This is a genomic window from Rhizobium sp. AN73, assembly GCF_030757975.1.
Classification (GTDB): domain Bacteria; phylum Pseudomonadota; class Alphaproteobacteria; order Rhizobiales; family Rhizobiaceae; genus Agrobacterium; species Agrobacterium arsenijevicii.
This window is the reverse complement of record NZ_JARWME010000002.1, coordinates 2,378,356-2,401,699: the sequence shown is the minus strand read 5'-3', so window position 1 is coordinate 2,401,699 and position 23,344 is coordinate 2,378,356. Positions and strand designations below refer to the sequence as shown.

General features: G+C 59.3%; 22 protein-coding genes. 9 read left to right on the top strand and 13 right to left on the bottom strand.

Features of this window, described 5'->3' with window-relative positions; all coding sequences use genetic code 11:
• Position 1: 1 nt before the first annotated feature.
• Together phnH and phnG are read right to left on the bottom strand one after the other, a co-directional pair.
• Positions 2-610 (bottom strand): phosphonate C-P lyase system protein PhnH, encoded by a 609-nt coding sequence (gene phnH, locus RBH10_RS21780; RefSeq protein ID WP_281037930.1) that lies wholly within the window; start codon positions 608-610, stop codon positions 2-4.
• Positions 610-1,071 carry a phosphonate C-P lyase system protein PhnG gene (gene phnG / locus RBH10_RS21775; RefSeq protein WP_281037931.1) on the bottom strand — a complete coding sequence of 154 codons (462 nt, stop codon included), beginning with the start codon at positions 1,069-1,071 and terminating at the stop codon, positions 610-612. The genes phnH and phnG overlap by 1 nt, the downstream gene beginning before the upstream one ends.
• A gap of 82 nt (positions 1,072-1,153) precedes the next feature.
• Here phnG and phnF point away from each other — a divergent pair, with 82 nt between their 5' ends.
• Positions 1,154-1,891: a phosphonate metabolism transcriptional regulator PhnF gene (phnF, locus tag RBH10_RS21770; RefSeq protein ID WP_281037932.1), complete on the top strand. Its 738-nt coding sequence runs from the start codon at positions 1,154-1,156 to the stop codon at positions 1,889-1,891.
• A 21-nt stretch (positions 1,892-1,912) separates the two neighbouring features.
• On the opposite strand, the gene dapB is transcribed toward phnF, so the two are convergent.
• The 4 genes from dapB to mepA form a co-directional block, all read right to left on the bottom strand.
• Positions 1,913-2,740, bottom strand: coding sequence for a 4-hydroxy-tetrahydrodipicolinate reductase (dapB, locus tag RBH10_RS21765; protein ID WP_281037933.1), 828 nt, complete (start codon positions 2,738-2,740; stop codon positions 1,913-1,915).
• 127 nt (positions 2,741-2,867) lie between these two features.
• Positions 2,868-3,890 carry a glucokinase gene (locus tag RBH10_RS21760; protein ID WP_281037934.1) on the bottom strand — a complete coding sequence of 341 codons (1,023 nt, stop codon included), beginning with the start codon at positions 3,888-3,890 and terminating at the stop codon, positions 2,868-2,870.
• Positions 3,891-3,977: 87 nt separating this feature from the next.
• The gene (locus RBH10_RS21755; protein ID WP_045015373.1) at positions 3,978-4,361 is read right to left on the bottom strand and encodes a methylglyoxal synthase; all 384 of its coding nucleotides are present in this window, start codon (positions 4,359-4,361) and stop codon (positions 3,978-3,980) included.
• A 100-nt stretch (positions 4,362-4,461) separates the two neighbouring features.
• Positions 4,462-5,511 carry a penicillin-insensitive murein endopeptidase gene (gene mepA, locus RBH10_RS21750; RefSeq protein WP_281037935.1) on the bottom strand — a complete coding sequence of 350 codons (1,050 nt, stop codon included), beginning with the start codon at positions 5,509-5,511 and terminating at the stop codon, positions 4,462-4,464.
• A 206-nt stretch (positions 5,512-5,717) separates the two neighbouring features.
• On the opposite strand from mepA, the gene RBH10_RS21745 reads away from it, so the two are divergent.
• The 7 genes from RBH10_RS21745 (at position 5,718) to RBH10_RS21715 (ending at position 15,870) form a co-directional block, all read left to right on the top strand.
• Positions 5,718-7,556, top strand: a complete 1,839-nt coding sequence (locus tag RBH10_RS21745) for an extracellular solute-binding protein (protein WP_281037936.1) — start codon at positions 5,718-5,720, stop codon at positions 7,554-7,556.
• Between the two features lie 140 nt (positions 7,557-7,696).
• Positions 7,697-8,791 carry a microcin C ABC transporter permease YejB gene (locus tag RBH10_RS21740; RefSeq protein ID WP_045015370.1) on the top strand — a complete coding sequence of 365 codons (1,095 nt, stop codon included), beginning with the start codon at positions 7,697-7,699 and terminating at the stop codon, positions 8,789-8,791.
• Positions 8,792-8,823: 32 nt separating this feature from the next.
• Positions 8,824-9,936: an ABC transporter permease gene (locus RBH10_RS21735; protein WP_372339808.1), complete on the top strand. Its 1,113-nt coding sequence runs from the start codon at positions 8,824-8,826 to the stop codon at positions 9,934-9,936.
• Positions 9,937-9,944: 8 nt separating this feature from the next.
• A complete protein-coding gene (locus tag RBH10_RS21730; protein WP_281038141.1) occupies positions 9,945-11,582 on the top strand; it encodes an ABC transporter ATP-binding protein in 1,638 nt (545 codons plus the stop codon).
• 102 nt (positions 11,583-11,684) lie between these two features.
• Positions 11,685-12,932 carry an FAD-binding oxidoreductase gene (locus tag RBH10_RS21725; RefSeq protein ID WP_281037938.1) on the top strand — a complete coding sequence of 416 codons (1,248 nt, stop codon included), beginning with the start codon at positions 11,685-11,687 and terminating at the stop codon, positions 12,930-12,932.
• Between the two features lie 273 nt (positions 12,933-13,205).
• Positions 13,206-14,567 (top strand): glutamine synthetase family protein, encoded by a 1,362-nt coding sequence (locus tag RBH10_RS21720; protein WP_281037939.1) that lies wholly within the window; start codon positions 13,206-13,208, stop codon positions 14,565-14,567.
• Position 14,568: 1 nt separating this feature from the next.
• Positions 14,569-15,870 carry an FAD-binding oxidoreductase gene (locus tag RBH10_RS21715; RefSeq protein ID WP_281037940.1) on the top strand — a complete coding sequence of 434 codons (1,302 nt, stop codon included), beginning with the start codon at positions 14,569-14,571 and terminating at the stop codon, positions 15,868-15,870.
• Here RBH10_RS21715 and RBH10_RS21710 read toward each other — a convergent pair.
• The 7 genes from RBH10_RS21710 to rirA form a co-directional block, all read right to left on the bottom strand.
• Positions 15,867-16,355, bottom strand: a complete 489-nt coding sequence (locus tag RBH10_RS21710) for a gluconokinase (RefSeq protein ID WP_281038142.1) — start codon at positions 16,353-16,355, stop codon at positions 15,867-15,869. The genes RBH10_RS21715 and RBH10_RS21710 overlap by 4 nt on opposite strands.
• 108 nt (positions 16,356-16,463) lie before the next feature.
• Complete coding sequence (locus tag RBH10_RS21705) at positions 16,464-17,204, bottom strand: ABC transporter permease (RefSeq protein WP_281037941.1); 741 nt, start codon at positions 17,202-17,204, stop codon at positions 16,464-16,466.
• Positions 17,201-18,139: an ABC transporter ATP-binding protein gene (locus tag RBH10_RS21700; RefSeq protein ID WP_281037942.1), complete on the bottom strand. Its 939-nt coding sequence runs from the start codon at positions 18,137-18,139 to the stop codon at positions 17,201-17,203. Before RBH10_RS21700 ends, RBH10_RS21705 begins: the two co-directional genes overlap by 4 nt.
• Positions 18,136-19,302 (bottom strand): ABC transporter permease, encoded by a 1,167-nt coding sequence (locus RBH10_RS21695; protein WP_281037943.1) that lies wholly within the window; start codon positions 19,300-19,302, stop codon positions 18,136-18,138. The genes RBH10_RS21700 and RBH10_RS21695 overlap by 4 nt, the downstream gene beginning before the upstream one ends.
• A gap of 87 nt (positions 19,303-19,389) precedes the next feature.
• Entirely contained in the window at positions 19,390-20,301 is a 912-nt protein-coding gene (locus RBH10_RS21690) for an ABC transporter substrate-binding protein (RefSeq protein WP_045015360.1), read from the bottom strand.
• A 130-nt stretch (positions 20,302-20,431) separates the two neighbouring features.
• The gene (locus RBH10_RS21685) at positions 20,432-21,478 is read right to left on the bottom strand and encodes an AbrB family transcriptional regulator (RefSeq protein WP_281037944.1); all 1,047 of its coding nucleotides are present in this window, start codon (positions 21,476-21,478) and stop codon (positions 20,432-20,434) included.
• A 168-nt stretch (positions 21,479-21,646) separates the two neighbouring features.
• On the bottom strand, positions 21,647-22,117 hold the full coding sequence (gene rirA / locus RBH10_RS21680) for an iron-responsive transcriptional regulator RirA (RefSeq protein WP_045015359.1): 471 nt from the start codon (positions 22,115-22,117) through the stop codon (positions 21,647-21,649).
• 173 nt (positions 22,118-22,290) lie between these two features.
• Here rirA and RBH10_RS21675 point away from each other — a divergent pair, with 173 nt between their 5' ends.
• Positions 22,291-23,340: a Fe(3+) ABC transporter substrate-binding protein gene (locus tag RBH10_RS21675; protein WP_281037945.1), complete on the top strand. Its 1,050-nt coding sequence runs from the start codon at positions 22,291-22,293 to the stop codon at positions 23,338-23,340.
• Positions 23,341-23,344 lie beyond the last annotated feature (4 nt).

Here is a 23,344-nt window from a genome sequence, read left to right as displayed (position 1 = left end):
CTTATGCCTCCACGGGTTGAATGCGCGTCGTGCGCGGCAGGCAGACGAATTTGTCGCCAGCCGTCAGGATGATGTCGACGCCGCGCGGGAAGATGGCGTTGTTCTCTGCCCACAGCCTCGGGAATATGTCCGGCAGGCCGGAAGGGCTGATGATGTTGATGTGGCGGATGCCGGGGCCGGACAGCAGTAATTCCTGTCCGCCGTCGAGATCGGGCAATTCGATGATGACCGTCGTCGAACGGTCAGGATATTCCTGGGTGCCCTGAGCAAAGAGACCGAACGAGGCAATTGCGCTTCCAGCCTCGATGACGGCGAAATGCGCCGCGCCTTTTTCCTCGGTCGCAACAGCCCCGGTGTGAAATCCGATCCATCCCGGCACTGCGGTTTTGCGCAGCGCAACGCTCAGCCATACCGGCGTATCATGGTCGCAGAGTGCGAGAAGAACGGCGCCGGTTGCCGCGCCGAGCGGCAGCGGCGGGGCTCCTGCGGTTTCGATCGTCTGCGGCGTGCCCGGTCGGGCCATGCCATCCATGAGCTTTTTGAAAATCCGTTGGGAATCGAAGACGGCGCTGGAAAAACCGCCCGTCAATGCTTCGGCCTTGACGCTCATCAATCCTCTCCTCGAACCATGGTGAAGAAATCGACCCGGGTTGCGGCGGTTTCTTTTGTTTTTTGCTCTTTTTCTTCGGTCAGCCTTTTTTCGACCGGTGAAAGAAGTTCAGCCTCGATGAAGTCACGGGTCGGGCTTTCCTGCCAGAGCGCATCGAAAACCGCAGCGTACCAGGCCTTCTTGCGGCCGGTGCCGAGAACATGCGCGTGGCCGACCGTGCCGGAGGCAAGCTTGACGGTTGCCCGGGTGACGGTCGTTTCGCCCAGATTGAAAGGCGCACCGCCGCCGCCGATGCGGCCCTTGACCATGACGAGGCCCGTTTCCGGCCCCCGCACGTTTTCCGTCTGCGGGCTGGCATCCTGCCGGTTCCAGACCGTTTCAAGTTCCTGAACGGTGGCGCGGGCAAGAAGCGCCGCCACCCGTTTCCTTTCCGCATGTGAATTCGCAGTTTCGTGAATCATCGCTTGACCTCTAATGTCTATTGATATAGACAACTATACAATATAAGTTACAATTAACGACGATGAATGACAAGCGTGTGACATGGGCCCTTCGGCAGCGATGAAAAGAAAGAACGGCGTGGCGCTCTGGCGGCAGATCGCCGACAGGATCAGGGGCGAGATTGCGGCGGGCGATCACGACGAAACCGGCATGTTGCCGCCGGAAGTGGCGTTGGCCGAAAAGTTCGGCGTCAACCGTCACACCGTCAGAAGCGCCATTGCCGCACTTGCCAGCGAAGGCATCCTCGAGCCGATGCAGGGTCGCGGCACGATGATCGCGCGCAAGGAGCGCCTGAGTTTTCCGATTTCACGGCGCACGCGGTTCACGGCGGGTATCGGCGATCAGGTGAAGGAAATGGAGGCGCTGCTTCTTTCCCATACCACCGAGCCGGCAAGCGCCGATCTGGCGGCGCGGCTCAAGGTGCAGCCTGGCGCGTCGCTCGTGCGTCTGGAAACACTGCGCAAGGCTGACAACCGGCCGGTTTCCCGCTCCACCACTTGGTTTCCCGCGGACCGTTTTGCAGGAATAGGGGAGGCTTATCTGAAAAGCGGGTCGATCACCGCGGCCTTTGAAATGCTGGGCGTGGCGGATTATGTGCGCATCTCGACCGCGATTTCCGCGAGACACGCGGATACGGAGGATCTGGCCGATCTCGAATTGTCACCCGGAGCCATCCTGCTCGTCACCCAGGCACTGAACGCCGATATGGACGGCGTGCCGGTACAATACGCCATCAGCCGGTTCTCGGCCGATACGGTTGAGTTCACGGTGGAGAATTAACCGGTAAACGCAGCCGGAGCGTTATTCCGCCTGCGAAAGGCCGAGTACATCCAGCATCGAATAGAAGCCCGGCTTCTTGTCGAAGGCCCAGACGGCTGCCGCGATCGCGCCGCGCGCGAAGATGGAACGGTCGCCGGCGTAGTGGGAAAGCTCGACGCGTTCTCCCTCTCCGGCGAAGATCACCGAATGTTCGCCGATCACCGAACCGCCGCGCAGCGTGGCGAAACCGATGGTGCCCACCTCACGCGCACCGGTATGCCCGTCACGCACGCGAACGGAGGAGGTGGCCAAATCGATTTTGCGACCCGCTGCCGCCGCCTCGCCGAGCAGAAGTGCGGTCCCCGAAGGCGCATCCACCTTGTGTTTGTGGTGCATTTCAAGGATTTCGATATCCCAGTTCTGCGCATCCAGCGCCTGGGCGGCCTGCTGGGTCAGAACGCTAAGCAGATTGACGCCAAGGCTCATATTGCCCGACTTGACGATGCGCGCATGGCGCGAAGCCGCCTTGAATTTTTCCTCGTCTTCGGGTGTGCAGCCCGTGGTGCCGATGACATGCACGATGCGGGCTTGCGCGGCCAACCCGGCGAAAGTGATGCTGGTCGCCGGTGAGGTGAAGTCGATCACCCCTTCGGCATGCAGAAAGGCTTGCAGCGGATCGCTGGTAATCTCGACGCCGATCGGCCCAAGGCCTGCAAGCTCGCCGGCATCACGGCCGACAAAGGCGGAGCCTTCACGTGCGACGGCGGCATGCAGCGTTACACCCGGCGTCTGGTGAATGAGCCGGATCAGCGCCTGCCCCATCCGGCCCGCCGCACCAACCACGACCAGTTTCATCTCGCTGCCGCTCATGCCTTCACTCACTTTTTCATGTCGGGCGGATCAAGACCGCCGGTATCGGACGATTTATGTTTGCGGCGGCAACGTTAAAGACCGCCCGCCCGCTTCGCAAGCCTATCCAGGATCCGATGAGAACCGATCAGGCTCTCCAGCGACGTCCGTCCAGCGAAAGACCGAAGTCCGAAGGTGTGCGGGCGTAGGTGGCGAGGCCGGAAAGGGCTGCCTGCGGGTGGGTGACAACGAAGGTGGGGATGCTGCGCATCAGGGCGCTGTGCGGTGCCTTATCCTCGAAGGCGGCCCGGAATTCCGGGCTTTTCAGCGCCGGAATGATTTTCTGCGAAATGCCACCAGCCAGATAGACGCCGCCCTTGGCCATGAAGATCAGGGCAAGATCGCCGGCCACACGGCCGAGATAGGTGCTGAAAAGCGAAAGCGTTTCTTTCGCCTGCGGGTTCTCGCCCGAAAGCCCATGCGAGGTAATGTCGGCCGGATCGGAAAAGATCGGCTGGATGCCATCGGCGGCGCAGATGGCGCGGTAAAGATTGACCAGCCCACGCCCACACAGAATCTGTTCGCCAGCAACGCGGCCCTCGATGGTTTCGATATGCGGAAAAACCGCATAATCGCGTGCGCTTCTGGGGCCAATATCGACATGGCCGCCTTCGCCCGGTACCGGGAACCACATATGGCGGGCGTAGACCAGTCCGGCCACGCCAAGGCCGGTGCCCGGTCCGAGAACGACGCGCGAGGCCAGCATGTCTTTTTTACCGGAGCCGATAGTCTCCCGGTTGTCGTCGTCAAGCGCGGCGATTGCCAAGGCCTGCGCTTCGAAATCGTTGATGACGATAACGTCCTTAAGGCCGAGTCTGGCCAGCATATCCTTCGGCTTGACGACCCAGTGGCAGTTGGTCAGCGGAATCTCGTCGCCCTCGATCGGGCCGGCGATGGCAAGGATGGTGGAAACCGGCTGAAGCGATGTCTTGTCCAGAACCGCCTGCTGGATGGCGTCGTCAATCGTTTCGTATTCCGCCGTTTTAACACTCGTCAGATGCACGGGTTCGGCGAAGGAATCGATCAGAATGGAAAAGCGGGCATTGGTGCCGCCGATGTCGCCAAGAAGGATCGGAAAGGACAGATATTCGGTATCAGACGTCTTCGGCATTGCCTGTTCCATGTTGGTGGGTGCTGGAGCGGGATGGCAAAAAGTGTATGCGGTTTTCGCCTGAAATCCCGCGTTTATATTTATAAACTATCCGGCGACGTTGAAGTCGACCAGTTTTTCTGCGGTGGCGCGGTTGAGCGCCATGGGAATGTCGTAAACCGTGGCAAGCCGGGTCAGCGCCTTCACATCCACATCGTGCGGCATCGCGGTTAGCGGGTCAGTGAAGAAGATCAGCATATCCACCTCGCCGGTGGCGATCATCGCGCCGATCTGCTGGTCGCCGCCAAGCGGGCCGCTTTTGAGGCGAATGACGTTCAGTTCGGGGCAGGCTTCCTGAACCCGTCCGCCGGTCGTGCCGGTGGCGACGATCTTGAAGTTCGAAAGCACCTTTTGATGATGACGCGCAAAATCCGCCATATCGTCTTTTTTCTCGTCGTGAGCGATGAGCGCGATACAGCGTTGTCCTGCCATGTCCCCAGCCTGTCCCGTAAAGAATTAAATCGATTTGATGCCTTCTATAACAGCTTGCCGCCATTTGAAAAGGGAAGCTGTTTAATGCCCCATTTCTGTTTCAGTTCAATGTCGGGCGCTGGGTGGGGAGCGGAATATCCGAAGGCGGCTGAATGGCCGGAGCGCTTTGAATGACCTGTTCCACAGCTTGCTGACGCACTGCCTGAGCCGGGGAATACGCCTGGGCCGCAAAACCTTCCGGATTGGCGGAAGGGGCGACAGCCACGGCGGCGCAGGCTGCGGGCAGATCGGAGACCATGACCTGACGGGGTTTTACCGGCTTGGCATTGGGGTCCTTCTTCGGTGGCGCCCATGGTTCCTTGGTGAACCACCAGGCAAGCGACTTGTCGCAACCGTCACCTTTGCCGACTTCCGCCTGCGGTTTGCAGTTTGGAGCATCGGGCGGGCATTCCAGCCGGATGTGGAAATGTTCGTCGTGGCCGTAGATCGGCCTGATCTTGCCCATGAAGGTGCGGTCGCCGGTCCATGTCTGGCAGAGTTTCTGCTTGATTGCCGGGTTGACGAAGACCCGTTCCACCTGCGGATAGCTCGCCGCCATCATCACCAGCCGGGCATTGAGCGGTGACCATTTGCGGTCATCCACCGTCAGGAACTTGGCCTTGTCCAGCATGGAGACGAAAGGCAGCGTCTCGCGCTGCTGCACGCTCAGCCTGGGGTTCGGCATGGGCCGCCACCAGATGTCGACATCGAGGCCGATCTGGTGTGAGGCGTGGCCGGTCAGCATCGGTCCGCCGCGTGGCTGGGAAATATCGCCGAGCAACAGCCCCGGCCAGCCGATTTTCTGGGCATCCTGTGAAAACCGCTCGAGGAAGGAAATCAGCTGCGGTTGGCCCCAGTTGCGATTGCGGGAAAGACGCATGGCTTGCCACGTCGGGCCGTCCGGCGGCATGGCGATGGCGCCGGACTGGCAGCCCTTGGCATAGGAGCCGATGGGTTGGGAGCCGCTGGCGGATGGCAGGTCGATATGGCCGAATACTTCTTTCGCGGGCCTATCTTCGGCAAATGCGGTTTGCATCTGCATTTGCAGCGCGGAAACGACCGAAATCGTCAGCATGGCCGCCTTGAAAACTCTGGATGATCCCGCCGTCATATATCGTGCCCGTTCCGACCAAATGATTCTCTTGCCCCTCAGGATAAACTGGAACGGGATTTTGTTGAAACCATGTTTCACCCGCCTCACGCCAAAGCGTGCAAATAAAGGCGTCGATAAAGAGCTTGTGAGCCGGGGCATCTGTTTTTTGCCAATCTTTGTCTTATGCTCTGCGCAACAAACACGGAAAACAGGGAACGTCCCGAATGATCTTGTTACCATCCCGGCTCGTCATCGCTCTTGCGGCATCTGCCATGCTGATACCGGCGGTGGCATCCGCCCAGTCGGCGGATGTATGGCGAAAGGGGATTTCGACGGTCGGGGAACTGAAGCACCCAGATGGCTTTGATCATTTCGACTATGTGAACACCAAGGCGCCGAAAGGCGGCACGCTGCGCATGTCGACGTCGGGCACCTTCGACACGCTCAATCCGCTGCTCGCCAAGGGCGAGCTGGCGACGGGTCTTTCGCTGGTTTTCGACACCTTGATGAAATCAACAGAAGAGGAATTGTCGGCCTCCTATGGTCTTCTGGCCGAGGGCGTGAGTTATCCCGACGATATTTCCAAAGCCACCTTCCGGCTGCGCGCGGAGGCCAAATGGGCAGACGGCAAGCCGGTGACGCCGGAGGATGTCGTCTTCAGCTTCGAAAAGGCCAAGGATCTCAGCCCGCAACTTGCGACCTATTATACGCATGTCACCAAAGCTGAGGTGAGCGGCGAAAGGGACATCACCTTCACCTTCGATGAAAAGAACAATCGCGAATTGCCGCAGATCGTCGGGCAATTGCTGATCGTTCCGAAACACTGGTGGGAAGCCGCCGGTCCTGATGGCAAGCCGCGTGACATATCACGCGGCACGCTGGAGCCGGTGATGGGTTCCGGTCCCTACAAGATCGCCGCGGTGTCTCCCGGCTCGACGATGACCTATGAGCGCCGCGACGACTATTGGGGCAAGGACGTCGGGGTGAATGTCGGTCTGCACAATTTCAAAACCATCGCCTACACCTTCTTTGCCGATCAGGACGTGGAATTCCAGGCCTTCAAATCCGGCACGGTCGATTTCCGGCAGGAGGCTTCTTCCAGCCGCTGGGTCACCGGTTATGATTTTCCGGCCGTCAAGGATGGCCGGGTCAAGAAAGAGGAATTGCCGAACATCTATCGCTCCGTCGGCATCATGCAGGCTTTCGTGCCGAACATGCGGCGGGAGAAGTTCCAGAACCCGAAACTGCGCAAGGCACTCAACTACGCTTTCGATTTCGAGGAGCTGAACCGGACATTGGCTTACGGCCAGTTCCAGCGCATCAACAGCTTTTTCATGGGCAGCGAGCTGGCCTCTTCCGGCCTGCCGACCGGCCGCGAACTGGAAATTCTTCAGGAGCTGAAGAATCAGGTTCCGCCGGAGGTCTTTACCACCGAATATCGCAACCCGGTCGCAGGTGATCCCGCCAAACAGCGCGACAATCTGCGCGAGGCCGTCAAGCTGATGAAGGAGGCCGGTTACGAGCTGCGCGGCAACCGCATGGTCAATGCGGCGACCGGGCAGCAGCTGGATATGGAGTTTCTGATCGATTCCGCCGGCATGGAAAGAACGATCCTGCCCTACGTCCAGAATCTGAAGAAGATCGGCGTCAACGCGACGATCCGCACGGTCGACGCCTCGCAATATACCAACCGCACCCGCAGCTTCGATTTCGACGTAACGATCAAGCTCTGGGCGACATCGGCAAACCCTGGAAACGAACAGGCGGACTTCTGGGGTTCGGCGGCGGCTGACCGGCAGGGTTCCAACAACCTCGCCGGCATCAAGAACCCCGCCGTCGATGCTCTGGTGAGAAAGGTCATATTTGCGCCCAACCGGGATGAACAGGTGGTCGCCGCGCGGGCGCTCGACCGGGTGCTTCTGGCAAACAGCTACGTCATACCGCAATTCTACCGCGGCGAGATGTTCATCGCTTACTGGAACACGCTCATCCGCCCGGAAAACCTGCCGCAATATGGCATCGGTTTTCCGGAAGCATGGTGGTCGAGCCAGGCCGGAAACTGACGCCGGCCTTGCTTTCGCGTCGAAGGCTTGATTCACATAGGGCGAGACGGATCGCTTAAAGCGTAAGGCTGCGCTTTCAGGAAAGGACCGGGTTTGACAGAAACGAAAACCGCTGACGTATCGGCCGGGAGCAAAGGCTGATGGGCGCCTATATCCTCAGGCGTCTGGCGCTGATGATCCCGACCATCATCGGCATTATGGGCATTTCGTTTCTTGTCATCCAGTTCGCGCCGGGCGGGCCGGTGGAACAGGTCATCTCGCAATTGACGGGGCAGGGCGACAGTGCCTCCGACCGTCTCTCGGGCGGCGGCGATCTTATGGGCCAGTCCGGTGGTTTCGATGAAAGCGGCTCGAAATATCGCGGTGCTCAGGGTCTCGATCCGGAGCTGATCGCCAAGCTTGAGAAACAGTTCGGTTTCGACAAGCCGCCGCTTACCCGTTTTCTCGAAATGATGTGGAATTACATCCGCTTCGATTTCGGCGACAGCTTCTTTCGCAATTCCTCTGTCATCGATCTCATCATCGACAAGCTGCCGGTATCGATGTCGCTCGGCTTCTGGATATTGATCATCTCCTACATGATCTCCATTCCGCTCGGCATCAAGAAAGCCGTTTCCGACGGCTCGACCTTCGATATCTGGACATCAGGCATCATCATCATCGGTTATGCCGTGCCGAGCTTCCTGTTCGGCATTCTTCTCATCGTGCTCTTCGCCGGCGGATCGTTCTTCGACTGGTTCCCGCTGCGTGGTCTGGTGTCGGATAATTTCGCGCAGCTGAACTGGTGGCAGAAGATCATCGACTATTTCTGGCACCTGACCCTGCCGCTGATCGCGTTGTCGCTTTCGGCTTTCGCGACGACGACGCTTCTGACGAAGAATTCCTTCATCGACGAGATCAAGAAGCAATATGTCGTCACCGCCCGCGCCAAGGGTCTCACCGAACGCAAGGTTCTTTATGGCCATGTCTTCCGCAACGCGATGCTGATCGTGATCGCCGGTTTTCCGGGTGCATTCATCTCGGCCTTCTTCACCGGTTCGCTGCTGATCGAGAATATCTTCTCGCTGGATGGCCTTGGCCGCCTTGGTTATCTGTCGGTCGTCAACCGTGACTATCCGATCGTGTTCGGAACGCTGTTCATCTTCTCGCTGATGGGCCTCGTGGTCAGCCTCCTTTCCGACCTCATCTACACATGGATCGATCCGCGCATCGATTTCGAGCGGAGGGACGTGTGATGACGCTTGCCCATACCGCCGCAACGGAAACAATGGTAAAGCCGAAGCGTCCGTGGTTTTCGCCGACCACCAAGCGCCGCTGGCAGAATTTTACTGCCAACCGCCGCGGTTACTGGTCCTTCTGGCTGTTCCTGATCCTGTTTTTCCTGAGCCTGATCGCGGAGTTCATCGCCAATGACAAACCCATTTTCGCTTCCTATAAGGGCGAGTTTCTGGTGCCGGTCATGGTCGATTATCCGGAAGAAAAATTCGGCGGCTTCCTTGCTCAGACCGATTACAAATCCTCCTTCATTCAGGATGAGATAAACGCCAATGGCTGGATGATCTGGCCGCCGATCCGCTATTCCTATCAGACGGTCAATTCCAATATTCCGCATTCTGCCCCCACCGCTCCCTTCTGGCTGATGGATGAAAAGGACCGTTGCTCCGCCTACCCGCAGGGCAATGCCGATCCCGGCTGCACGCTCGGCAACCTCAATTGGCTCGGAACCGACAATCAGGCGCGCGACGTCACGGCGCGGATGATCTACGGATTTCGTATTTCTGTGCTTTTCGGCCTGACGCTGACGATCGCGTCAGCCCTCGTCGGCGTCACCGCCGGCGCCATCCAGGGCTATTTCGGTGGCTGGACAGACCTTCTGTTGCAGCGTTTCATCGAAATCTGGTCGTCCATGCCGGTGCTTTACATCCTGCTCATCATCGCGGCCATTCTGCCGCCGGGCTTCTTTGTGCTGCTCGGCATCATGCTGCTGTTCTCATGGGTCGGGTTCGTCGGCATCGTGCGCGCGGAATTCCTGCGGGCCAGAAACTTCGAATATGTCCGCGCTGCCCGCGCCCTTGGCGTCGGCAACTGGACGATCATGTTCCGGCATCTTCTGCCCAACGCCATGGTGGCAACGCTGACTTTCCTGCCGTTCATCCTTTCCGGTTCGATTACCACACTGACCTCGCTCGATTTCCTCGGCTTTGGCATGCCGCCGGGATCGCCGTCGCTGGGTGAGATGATCGCGCAGGGTAAAAACAACCTTCAGGCGCCCTGGCTTGGTCTTACTGCCTTCTTCACCATGTCCATCATGCTGTCGCTCCTGATCTTCGTCGGCGAGGCGGTGCGAGACGCCTTCGACCCACGCAAGACGTTCCGGTGATCGCCATGATGGAAACAAAGACCCAGCCGCTTCTCTCCGTCCGTGATCTCTCCGTTGCCTTTCATCAGGGTGGAGCGACCAGCATCGCCGTAGATCATGTCTCCTTCGACCTGATGCCGGGCGAAGTTGTCGCCCTCGTCGGGGAATCCGGCTCCGGCAAATCGGTGACGGCGAACTCGATCCTCAAATTGCTGCCCTATCCGGCGGCGAGCCATCCTTCGGGCAAAATCCTGTTCGACGGCAAGGATATGCTGACCCTGCCGGAACGGTCCCTCCGCGCGGTCCGCGGCAACGACATCACCATGATTTTCCAGGAGCCGATGACGTCGCTCAATCCGCTCCACAGCATAGAGCGGCAGATCGGCGAAATCCTTGAGCTGCATCAGGCAATCACCGGCGCTGAAGCGCGGGCACGCACGCTGGAACTGTTGCTGCAGGTGGGTATCCGCGAACCGGAAAAGCGCCTGAAGGCATATCCGCACGAATTGTCCGGCGGCCAGCGGCAACGCGTGATGATTGCCATGGCGCTTGCCAACCGGCCAAAACTGCTGATCGCCGACGAACCGACGACGGCGCTGGATGTGACCGTTCAGGCGCAAATCCTCGAATTGCTGAGCGATCTCAAGAACCGGCACGGCATGTCCATGCTGTTCATCACCCACGATCTCGGCATTGTCCGCAAGTTTGCCGACCGTGTCTGCGTCATGACCAAGGGCAAGATCGTCGAAACCGGCACAGTGGAGCAGGTGTTTACCGATCCGCAACACGCCTATACGCGCCACCTTTTGGCAGCCGAACCCAAGGGCGAGCCGCCGCTTTCCGACACCAGCAAACCCATCGTCATGCAGGGTGACGACATAAAAGTCTGGTTCCCGATCAAGGCGGGGCTGATGCGCAAGGTGGTCGACCATGTGAAGGCGGTCGACGGTATCGATATTACCCTGCGCGCCGGACAGACGGTTGGCGTTGTGGGTGAATCCGGTTCCGGCAAGACGACGCTCGGTCTGGCGCTCTCGCGGTTGATCGCCTCCCAAGGACGTATCAGCTTCATCGGCCAGTCGATCGACAGCTATTCCTATGAGATGATGAAGCCGCTGAGAAACCGGCTGCAGGTGGTGTTTCAGGACCCTTACGGTTCGCTCAGCCCGCGCATGTCGGTGGGTGAAATCGTCGCCGAGGGCCTGAAGGTGCATGAGCGGTCGCTTTCCGCCGATGAGCGCGACACCCGTGTCGCTCAAGCGCTGGACGAAGTCGGTCTCGATCCGGCAACGCGCTGGCGGTATCCGCATGAATTTTCCGGCGGTCAGCGCCAGCGTATCGCCATTGCCCGCGCCATGGTGCTGAAACCCCGCTTCGTCATGCTGGACGAGCCGACATCGGCGCTCGACATGAGCGTGCAGGCGCAGGTGGTTGATCTCTTGCGCGATCTTCAGGCCAGGCACGAACTCGCCTACCTCTTCATCAGTCACGACCTGAAAGTGGTGAAGGCGCTTGCCAACGACGTGATCGTCATGCGCAACGGCAAGGTGGTGGAGAGTGGCCCGGCGGCGGAGATATTCGCCGATCCACAGCAGGAATACACCAAGGCCCTGCTGGCTGCCGCCTTCAATATCGAGGCGGTCGAAACCAAAGCGGTGAGCCAGTAACAGGCGTATCGCTGTTTCTATTAAGACGATGATTTTTCTGTTGCTTTGCGGAAAATGCCGACCCATGTTGCGGGAACGTGATGCGGAAACGGATTGAATGCAATGGCAGCGGATGTGATCGTTTTGGGGGCGGGGATCATCGGGGTCTCCGTCGCTTTGCAACTGGCCCGCAGGGGCAAATCGGTCGTACTGGTGGACCGGCGGGGACCGGGTGAAGAAACCTCCTTCGGCAATGCCGGGCTGATCCAGAGAGAGGGTGTCGTCCCTTACGCCTTTCCGCAGGAGGTCAGCCGGCTGCTGCGATACTCTCTGAACAACAGCATCGATGCCCGTTATCATCTCTCGGCCCTGCCGAAGATCGCACCCTTCCTTGGGCGATACTGGTATAATTCCGCAGCCACACGCCACGCGGCGATTGCGCGCGCTTACGCGCCGCTGATCGAACATTCGGTTTCCGAGCACAGCATCCTGATCGATGAAGCAAAGGCGGGCGATCTGATCGTCAAGAATGGCTGGATGGAGGCCTACAGGACCGCTGAAAGGCGGGATGCCGACTATGCCTTTGCTGAAATGCTGGCGCGGGACCACGGTATTTCCCATACCAGGCTCGACGCGCAGGAGCTTGCCACAGCCGAACCGCATCTCAGCCGTGATTTCGTTGGCGGTCTGAAATGGGACGACCCATGGTCGGTACGCGATCCGTATGCGCTGACGATTGCCTATCTCCGGCTGTTCGAAAGCCTCGGCGGAACCTTTGTGCGGGGCGATGCATCAACCCTCAGCCAGACGGTGAGCGGCTGGACGGTGCGCACCGAAACCGGCGCGGTGGAAGCGGAACATGCTGTCGTGGCGCTTGGCCCATGGGCGGATACCGTGACAGAACGGCTGGGTTATCGTTTCCCGCTCGGTGTGAAGCGTGGCTACCACATGCACTATGCGCCGCAGGATGGCACCAAGCTCAACAACTGGCTTATCGACGCGGAGCGCGGTTATTTTCTGGCGCCAATGCGCAAGGGTATTCGCATGACGACCGGTGCGGAATTTGCCGAACGCGATGCACCGAAATCCCCCGTGCAGATCGAGCGGGCGGAACGGGTCGCTCGCAAGACCTTCCCTCTGGGCGGCAGGCTGGATGCGGAACCCTGGATGGGCGCTCGCCCCTGCACGCCGGATATGATGCCGATCATCGGCAAGGCGCCGCGCCATAAGACGTTGTGGTTCTCGTTCGGACATGCCCATCACGGGCTGACACTCGGGCCTATCACCGGGCGTGTGCTGGCGGAAATCATGCTGGGAGAAACGCCTGTTATCACCATCGATGCCTACCGCCCGGAAAGGTTCAATCCCTGATGGCCAGGGCATCGGACCGAAAAGTGTAGCGCGGTTTTCGGAAAATCCGATGCTCAAACAAAAACTTAGAGCGGCGGAACGATTCCGTTTTTATCTCCGCCGCTCTAAATCCGCTGGCCTTCCTGCGGCGGGCCACGTAACATGGGCTTATCCAAAGGGAAAAGGGGCGAGCGTCATCATGACGGCGAGGTTTCTCATCTATCAGCAGCAGGACGATTTTCGTTAGCGAAGCGCTTCTGCGCGCGAAACAGAAGAGAAACGGTCTGCTGGTGCATGATGGATGATATTGAAAAAGCAAAGAAATTTTTCGCTGATAACCCCGATATCGAAATTCTCGAAGCCTTCGTCATAGATGCGAACGGCGTTCCGCGCGGCAAATGGATACCGCGCGAAAGGGCGATCGACGTTCTTGAAAAGGGAATGGCGATCCCGCGCTCCGTCTACGCGCTGGATATCTGGGGCCGGGACGTACATGCCGCGGGCCTCGCCGAAGGCACGGGCGATCCGGACGGATTCTGCTTTCCCGTTCCCGGCACGCTGTCACGGGTGACATGGCTCGGCCGGCCGACCGCGCAAGTTCTGCTCGCGATGAAAAATCCGGATGGAACAGGGTTTTACGGCGATCCGCGCCATGTTCTGGCGCGGGTTCTGGAAGCCTATAAAAAGGCTGGCCTCACCCCGGTCGTGGCCACTGAACTCGAATTTTACCTGATCGACCCGGTTCGTTCCGCGCTCGATCCCGTCCGTCCGCCACACAGCCGCGAAGGCCGTTGGCACACGGGCCAGACGCAGGTTCTGTCGATTTCCGAATTACAGGACTTCGAGGATGTCTTCCATGATATCGCGACCGCCTGCCGGGCGCAGGGCGTTCCTGCCGATACGACGCTGCGGGAAAACGGCCCCGGGCAATATGAAATCAACCTCAATCACGTGCCGGATGCATTGCAGGCTGCCGATTTCGCAGTATTCCTGAAGCGCATCGTCAAGGGTGTGGCGCGGCGGCACGAACTCGACGCCACCTTCATGGCCAAGCCTTACGGGCTGCAGGCTGGCAACGGCATGCATGTGCATTTTTCCGTCCTAGATAGTGACGGCAGGAACATCTACGCCGGGGAAAATGGCCCGTCGGACGCGCTGATGCATTCCGTCGGCGGCCTCCTGGAAAACATGGGGGAAAGCATGGCGATCTTCGCGCCCCATGCCAATTCCTACCGCCGCCTGACACCCAGCGAACATGCGCCCACCTACGCCTCCTGGGGCATCGACAACCGCTCGGCAGCGGTGCGCGTCATCACCGCCAGCAAGGCCGCAACGCGTATCGAACATCGCGTGGCCGGTGCCGATACCAACCCCTATCTCGTCGTGGCGATGATCCTGAGTGCGGCACTTGCCGGCATGAAGGAAAAACGCCAGCCCGGCGGCGCGATTTCCGGCGACAGCCACGCCATTAATCATGAGCCTTTGCCGACCAACTGGGACTATGCCTTGCAGCGCTTCACGCGTTCAAGCTTCGCTTATGCGACGCTCGGCCAGCGTTATCGCACGCTGTTTTCCGCCTGCAAACAGCAGGAACTTTCCGAATTTTCCTTGCGCGTAACCGACGTCGAATATGACGCCTATATCAGGACGGTGTGAGATGGCTGAGGTGACGAACATTCCCAATCCCGGCCACACCTCCTCCTGGTATGCGGCCTCCGCCAATGTCAAATCCGTGCGGCCCACACTTGAAGGCGCGATGGAAGCGGATGTCTGCGTCATCGGCGGCGGTTTCACCGGCATTTCCGCCGCGCTTGAACTTTCCGAACGCGGTTATTCCGTCATCGTTCTGGAGGGTGTGCGAGTTGGCTTCGGCGCTTCGGGGCGCAATGGCGGCCAGATCGTCAATGGTTACAGCCGCGACCTTGAAACAATCGCCAGTCGTTACGGCCACGACAAGGCGGTGAAACTCGGCGAAATGTCGCTGGAAGGCGGCGCGATCATCCGCGGCCGCATCGCAAAATATGCCATCGATTGCGATTTGGTCGATGGCGGCTTCTTCGCCGCCTTCACGCCGAAACAGATCCGGGAGATGGAGGCCCACAAGGCCCATTGGGAAAAACACGGCCATGGCGGGCTTGAGATGGTCGCCAAGGCCGATGTCGGAAAATATGTGCAGACCGACCGTTATGCCGGCGGCATGATCGACCGGTTCGGTGGTCACATCCATCCGCTCAATCTGGTGCAGGGGGAAGCGGCGGCGGCCGAAAGTCTTGGCGCCCGTATTTTCGAGAATTCGCGGGTCATTTCGCTGGAGCAGGGGGTAAACCCCGTGGTGCGCACGGCGACGGGCAGCGTGAAGGCAAAATATGTTCTCGTCTGCGGCAATGCCTATCTCGGCAAATTGCTGCCGGAAATCGGTGACCGGATGATGCCGGTCTCAAGTCAGGTCATGGCGACGGAGCCGCTCGATGCGGACCTGATCGAGCAACTCCTGCCCGCCAATTATTGCGTCGAGGATGCGAATTACATTCTCGATTATTATCGCCGCACCTCCGACAATCGTCTGCTTTATGGCGGTGGCATCGGCTATGGCGGCAGCGACCCGGCGGATCTGACCGGCGTTATCCGCCCGAATATGCTGAAGACCTTCCCGCAGCTGGAAAAGACCAAGATCGACTTCGCCTGGAGCGGCAATTTCGCGCTGACACTCACGCGCATCCCGCATATGGGCAAGCTGTCGGACAATGTCTATTTCTCGCATGGCGATAGCGGCCACGGCGTCACCACCACGCATCTGCTTGGCAAGATATTGGGCGAAGCCGTTGCGGGCCACGCCGAGCGTTTCGATGTCTGGAGTTCCCTGCCGAACTATCCGTTCCCCGGCGGCAAGACGTTCCGTGTGCCGCTGACCGTGCTTGGCGCATGGTGGTACGGCATGCGGGACAAGCTCGGATTTTAGAACGTCACCGTTTTCAAACCGGAAAGCGCGTTTGCAGTGATTTCCTCCGGTGTGGCGTCGATGCTGACGGTCACGACACCGGGTTCGCCGGTCGGTACTTCCAGCGTCGCAAGCTGGGTCTGGAGCAGCGAGAGCGGCATGAAATGGCCCTTGCGTTCGCCCATGCGCCGGCTGAGAAGCTCCAGGCTGCCGTCCAGATAGACGAAGGCGAGCGAGCCACCGGCGGCCTTGCGCAGTCGGTCACGATAGATTTTCTTCAGCGCCGAGCAGGAAACGACGACACCGTCATTTTCTCGGCCCTTGTGTAGTTCCGCACCAATCAGATCGAGCCACGGCCAGCGGTCCTCGTCGGTCAGGGGAATGCCCTCGGACATTTTGTCGACATTGGATTTAGGGTGAAGCTTGTCGCCTTCTATGAAGGCAATGCCCAGTTTTTCCGCCAGTTCCTCTGCGACCGTGGACTTGCCAGAGCCGCTCACTCCCATCACGACGATTGCCTGTGTCACCCGAACCTCGAATGTTTCTGTTTCGACGGTCAGCCCCTAACATGTGCGGCGGGTGTCGGGAACATAAAAATGAGGAGCTTGCGTTTGTCAGTGCCCGGTTTTACGAGCCGCCGCCTTTTCCAGAGCGGAAAAGGCAGTGTGGATCAGGATCGCCAGTGCCGCAACGATCAATCCGCCCTGAAGGATGAAGGCGAGATTGTTGGATTGCAGACCGGCAATGATGACTTCCCCCAGCGTTCGTGCGGCAACTGTCGAGCCGATGGTCGCGGTTGAAAGGCTGATGACGGCCGATAGCCGGATGCCCGCGAGGATCGCCGGAAGGGCAAGCGGCAGCTCCACTTTGACAAGCCGCTGCCAGCCGGTCATGCCGCTGCCTCTGGCGGCATCCATCACGGTGGCGGGCAGCGTCGTCAGCCCGGTCAGCGTGTTTTCGAAAACCGGCAACAACGCATAGAGAAACAGCGCGATGAGCGTGGGTTTCTCGCCGAAACCGATCATCGGCACCGCGAGCGCCAGAACCGCCACCGGCGGAAAGGTCTGGCCAATATTGACGATGCTGCGTGACAGCGGCAGAAAATCCGCGCCGAAGGGGCGGGTGACGAGAACCGCAAGTGCGCCCGCCACCAGCGTCGCCAGCCCCGTGGCAATCGCGACGATGGTCAGATGCGAGAGCGTCAGGGAAAACAGATTGGCCTGCACGTAGATTGCCGGCGCATTGGCCTGCACGAGAGGGCGGAACACTGGCGCGAAGGCTTGCGGCGCCGCAAGGAAGGCGATCAGCGCCAGCACCAGAAGCCCGGCAGCGAAGAACGAAGCGGCTTTTTTCATAGGGCTCCGGCGGCACGCTGGAGGAGAACATCGCGCCGCACCCGGCCCGCCGGCTGGCCATCGTCTTTCAGCACCGGCAATGCATCGCGGCCCGCCCATAACATCGCCGACAGGGCGTCACGCTGGCTGGTGTGCTCGTTCAGCGGTTCGCCGTCAGCACTTCCCGGCTCCACGACGTCTGCAACGGACAGAACGGACAGCAGTTTCAGGGCGCGCTCATTTTCGCCGATCATGGTGCGGACGAAATCTGTCGCTGGTTTCAACACTAGTTCGGCCGGCGGGCAGTCCTGAACGATACGGCCCTTGTCCATGACGGCAATGCGGTCTGCCAGATGAAAGGCCTCGTCCATATCATGCGTGACGAGGACGATCGTGACGCCGAGCTTCTTCTGGATATCGAGAAGATCGTTCTGCGCCTTGGCGCGGATCACCGGGTCAAGCGCTCCGAAAGGTTCGTCCATCAGGAGAATGTTCGGCTCTGCCGCAAGCGCGCGCGCCACGCCCACACGCTGTTGCTGCCCGCCGGAAAGCTCATGCGGAAAACGGTCGGCATAAAGCGCCGGGTCGAGCTGGAAGAGCTGCATCAGCGCATCGATCTTAGCCGCGATACGCTTGCGATCCCAGCCGATCAGTTGTGGCACGGTGGCGATATTCTCCGCCACGGTGCGATGTGGAAACAGGCCGTGGCCCTGAATGGCATAGCCGATCTGGCGGCGCAGCTTGTAGCCCGGTATTGCGCTGACATCGTCTCCGTCGATACGGATGGTACCGGAGGTCGGCTCTACCAGCCGGTTTATCATGCGTAGAAGGGTGGTTTTCCCCGACCCGGAAGTGCCGACGATGACGGTGACGGTGCGCGGCGCCACGGTCAGGGAGACCTGGTCGACCACGGCCGTATCGCCATATCGTTTCGTGATGGTATCGATCTCGATCATGCCTTTTGCCTTCCGCCTGCGCTGAAGAGATTGCTGTCGATAAGGGCGTCGAGCGTAATCGCCGCGGCGAAGCCCAGCAGAACGGTCGGCACGGTGCCGAGCAGCACGAGGTCCATCGCGGTCTGCCCGATGCCCTGAAACACGAAAACGCCAAAGCCACCGCCGCCGATCAGCGCTGCGATGGTCGCAAGACCGATATTCTGCACCAGCACGATGCGGATACCGGTGAGGATGACCGGCATGGCCAGCGGAAATTCAACCCGTAACAACCTTTGCAGCGGCGTCATTCCAAGCCCGCGTGCGGCTTCCCGCACGGCTTGCGAGACGCCGGAAAGGCCGACCACCGTGTTGGAAACGACGGGCAGCAGCGAATAGAGAAACAGCGCCACGAAGGCGGGCGCCATGCCGATGCCGGCGATACCGATTTTGGCAGCGCCTGGCACGGTAGCGGCGATCCATCCGAGCGGCGCGATCAGAAGGCCGAAAAGGGCGATGGACGGAATTGTCTGGACGATGTTGAGAGCGTTCAGCACACCGGAGCGCAATCGCTCGACTTTATGACAGAGAATACCGAGCGGGATGCCCACAACGGTTGCCGCGACCAGCGAGCCGATGGCAAGCTCCACATGCCGCAGGGCTTCGGTCCAAAAGGTGTCGGCCCGACCGGTATATTCCTTGATGATGGAGAGGTTGTCCCAGAGCCCGCTTGTCAGAGCCGCTGCAAGGGTCGCGCTTGCCACCAGTAACAGCAAAATCCGTAAAGTGGGTTTCGGCTGGAGACGCGCAATGCAATCGGTGGCGAGCAATGCAAGCCCGGCAAACATCAACCAGAAACCGCTGGCGGGCGAAACGCGGGCAAAACTGTTACCTTCAGGCGTCAGCGCGGACGCCGCCTGTCCGACGAAGATAGCCAGCACTGCCAGGCCAACCAGTGCGGCTGCGAGTTTCAGGCGTGCCGGGAACCGGAAAAAGGCGATGAAGGCGGCGACAAGAATGATGGCGACGAGGAGGGTTGCTGAGGGAACCGGAAGCGCTTCGAAGATCGTTCGTGTTTCGCCCTGAACGATCCGGTTGGCGCGAAATGTCATGAAAGGCGATGCAAAAAGCGCATAAAGAAGCAGACACGAAATCAGCACGCCCACCTTGTCAGGCCATTTCGTCAAATTCAGCTCCCCGGATCATAGGTTCGGAGGGGATGGTGAAAACCGCGCATGGGTTTCCGCTATCCCGCTCCAGCACTTAACAGGCAATTATTTGAGGAAACCGTTCTTCGTCAGGAAGTCCGCGGCCACGGTCTTGGCCTGTTCGCCCCCCACCTGCACGCGGGCGTTCAGGTCCTGCAGGGTCGCCAGATCCAGCTTTTCAAAAACGGGTTTCAGCAACTCTTCGATATTGGGGTTCTTTTTCAGAACCTCTTCGCGAATGATCGGCGCTGGCTGGTAGACGGGCTGCACATGTTTATCGTCCTCAAGCACCACAAGACCGGAGGGGGCGATACCGCCATCGGTGCCATAGACCATGGCCGCATTGGCGTTGTTCGTCTGGTTGGCTGCGGCGGCAATTGTGGCAGCGGTATCACCGCCGGAAAGTGTGATCAGCTGGTCGGGTTTCATGGTGAAGCCGTAAGTGGTCTGAAACGCCGGCAGGGCGGCGGCGGAATTGACGAATTCCGAGGAGGCGGCAAGAACCACCTGGCCGCCACCGGCGACATATTTGCCGAAATCCGAAAGCGTCTTCAGATTGTTTTTGTCGGCGACATCCTTACGCAACGCAATTGCCCAGGTGTTGTTTGCGGGGGATGGCGTGAGCCAGACGATCTTGTTGGCGTCATAATCAAGCGTCTTGGCTTCCTCATAACCCTTGGCGGCGTCCTTCCAGAGCGGATCGTCCGCCTTGGAGAAGAAGAAGGCGGCATTGCCAGTATATTCCGGATAGATGTCGATCTCACCCGCAGTGATCGCCTTTCTGACAACCGGCGTTGCGCCGAGCTGGATGCGATCCGTTGTCTCGATATTGTTCTTCTTCAATACGGCGAGGATGATGTTGCCGAGAACGCCGCCTTCCGTGTCGATCTTCGACGACACGACCACCTGCGCCTGAGCGATGGAACCATAAAGTGCAAGCGCGAGTCCGGCGCCTGTCAAAGTCATCAAGCGTTTCATGAAAATTCCTCCGGTGGGTCAGCCTGTCAAACGCGCGAAAAATCGCCGCCGCAATTGCGGAGAAACAAGAACGACCGGGAGAAAAAATGGTTGCAACGCCATTCAAATTTTTGCGCCGCGTGGCTTGGGCCTAGGTCTTGCCGTCCCGCTTGCGCGCATCCTTGCCCATGACAAGCGGCATGAGAACGGACAGGAACAGGAGCCGCAGGACGTGATGCGAGCCGACATAAGCGGTATCGGCATGCATCATCACGGCCATGGCAGCCATGGTTTCAAGGCCGCCCGGCGAATAGGCAATCATGACGGCATTCAGCGGAACACCGGTAATGCTGGAAATCATCCAGGCGATGCTGCCGGCAATCAGCATCACGGCGATGGTAACGACGAAACCCGCGAGAAAGCCTTTCCGCACATCCATCAGCGACACGTTCGAAAAGCGCGTGCCGATGAGACAGCCGATCAGCACATAGACCGGCAGGCTGAGCCAGGTCGGAACGCCACCCTCGGTCAGGCCGGTAATGTGGGTGCCGATGGAAACGGCAACGCCGCCGAGGAGCAGGGCCGCCGGAAATTTCCATCGCAGGAAGAGCCATCCCATCGCAAGCGATGCGGCGATGGTCAGCACCAGCGTGAAAAGGCCCATTGGCGGGTTTGTGACAAGCGGCTCCAAGCTGACCAGGTCGAAATATTCGACGATCAGCGGTACGGAAAGGGTTAGCGCCAGCACCCGCACGCTTTGCACGATGCTGACGGTCGCAAGGTCGCTTTTCGTCTCGGCGCCAAGGCTGATGATGTAGCTGAGATGCCCGGGGGAAGCACCCAGCATCGCCGTGGTCCGGTCGTATCCGAAGCCGTAATGCAGGATCCAGTAGGCGACGTAGAGCATGATGACGACGGCGGCGAGCACGACGACGAAGCTCAGGGGCCACGTCCTTGCGGCATCGATCACTGACGGCGTCACGCTCGTTCCCATCGAAATGCCGACGACAACGAAACAGGCATTGCGGATGAAGGCGGGAATTCCAAGCTTTAAGCCGGCCAACCCTGTGATCGTCACCGCAAGCGCCGGCCCGGAAAGAAAGGGTGCGGGAACATCGAGCAGGCTGGCAAGCAGCGCACCCATGCTGCCGACGAGGGCGGTAAGTGCAAATGTATGGAATTCAGGCTTGATAATCATTGCGACGCTGGCTGCTTGCTTGAAAAAGCTCGCGACCAAATGCGCCGCTTCGTCCCGCAACGTCAACACGCGGGATCAAAAATATTGCATTTCGGGAGATTCCATAAAAGAAAAGCCCGTGACCTGCGGACACGGGCTATGGCAAATGCCGCTTGGGCAATGGGATGATCAGGCGGCCGGAAGGGCGGCGATCTTGGGCATTTCCGTGTCGATGCCGAGCAGGAAGTTGATCTGCGGCCGCGCCTTGACGAGGTCATCGATCGAATAATCCGCCAGCACATCAAAGAAGGCGTTAAGCGCCTTGCGAAGCGCCGTGTTCAGGCCGCAGCTATCCACCAGCGGACATTCAACAGCGCCATCCTCGAAACATTCGGCCATGGCAAAGCTGTCTTCGGTCACCTTCACCACGTCGAACAGGCTGATCTTCTCGGCAGGCTTGCCAAGGCGCACGCCGCCATTGCGGCCGCGCACGGTTTCCACCAGGCCGGCCTTGTTGAGCGGCTGCAGGATTTTGAAAAGGAACAGCTCAGACACGCCATAGGCTCTGGCGATCTCCGGGATGCGGCTCAACTTGCCGTCATTTGCGGCGCAATACATCAACATGCGAACGGCATAGTTGGTCTGTTTGGTCAAACGCATGCTGGTCTCCTAACTCTCAATGTGGAGTTATATAGTCTCTTTTTCAGTTTAGAACAATTCCAGAAACTGAAAAAACTGGCACCCATTCGATATTTCTCAAACAGCCTTGTTGACCGGTTTGATGATTCATGAACAAACAAGTCAAGAATCTGAATGTAATGGAGGCATTCTTAATGGCAAGCTTGAAATCGCGTTTTTCCGCTGCCGTTTTTTCGGGCCTGACGATCGTCTCGGCCGCACCAGCCGCTTTTGCGGATGGCGAGGTGAACGTCTATTCCTATCGGCAGCCTGAGCTGATCCAGCCGCTGCTCGATGCCTTCACGAAAGAAACGGGCATAGAGGCAAACGTTCTCTTCCTCGACAAGGGACTGGTGGAACGCATTCAGGCCGAGGGCGTCAATTCGCCGGCCGATATACTGTTGACGGTCGATATTGCCCGGCTTGTTGAGGCGAAAGAAGGCGGCGTCACGCAGCCGGTGCTGAACGATCCCGTCATTGAAAAAGATATTCCGGCCAACCTTCGTGACCCTCAGGGAGAGTGGTTCGGCCTGACGACGCGCGGTCGGGTGGTTTATGCCTCGAAGGAACGGGTGACCCAGAAGGACATCACCTATGAAGAGCTTGCCGATCCGAAATGGAAGGGCAAGATCTGCATTCGTGACGGCCAGCACTCCTATAATATCGCGCTGATTGCCTCGATGATTGCCCATCACGGCGTCGATTATACCCGGACATGGCTCACCGGCCTGAAGAACAATCTGGCCCGCAAACCCGATGGTACCGACCGCAGCCAGGCAAAATCGATCTTTTCCGGCGAATGCGACATTGCGCTCGGCAATACCTATTATGTCGGCCTGATGCTGACCAACGATCGCGAGCCGGAAGAAAAGGAATGGGCGGGATCCGTGCGGGTGATCTTCCCCAATGCGGGCGATCGCGGCACACATGTGAATATTTCCGGCATGGCGCTTACGAAATACGCACCGAACAAGGACAACGCGCTGAAGCTGATGGAATTCCTGGCATCGCGCGAGGCGCAGGAAATCTACGCCAAGCAGGTCTTTGAATACCCGGTGCTGCCCGGCGCTGAGCCTTCCGATGTCGTCAAGGGCTTCGGCCCCATCCATCCGGACAAGTTGCCGCTGACGGATATTGCCGCCCAGCGCAAGCAGGCATCCGAACTGGTGGATGAAGTGGGCTTCAACGACGGCCCGACCAACTGACGCT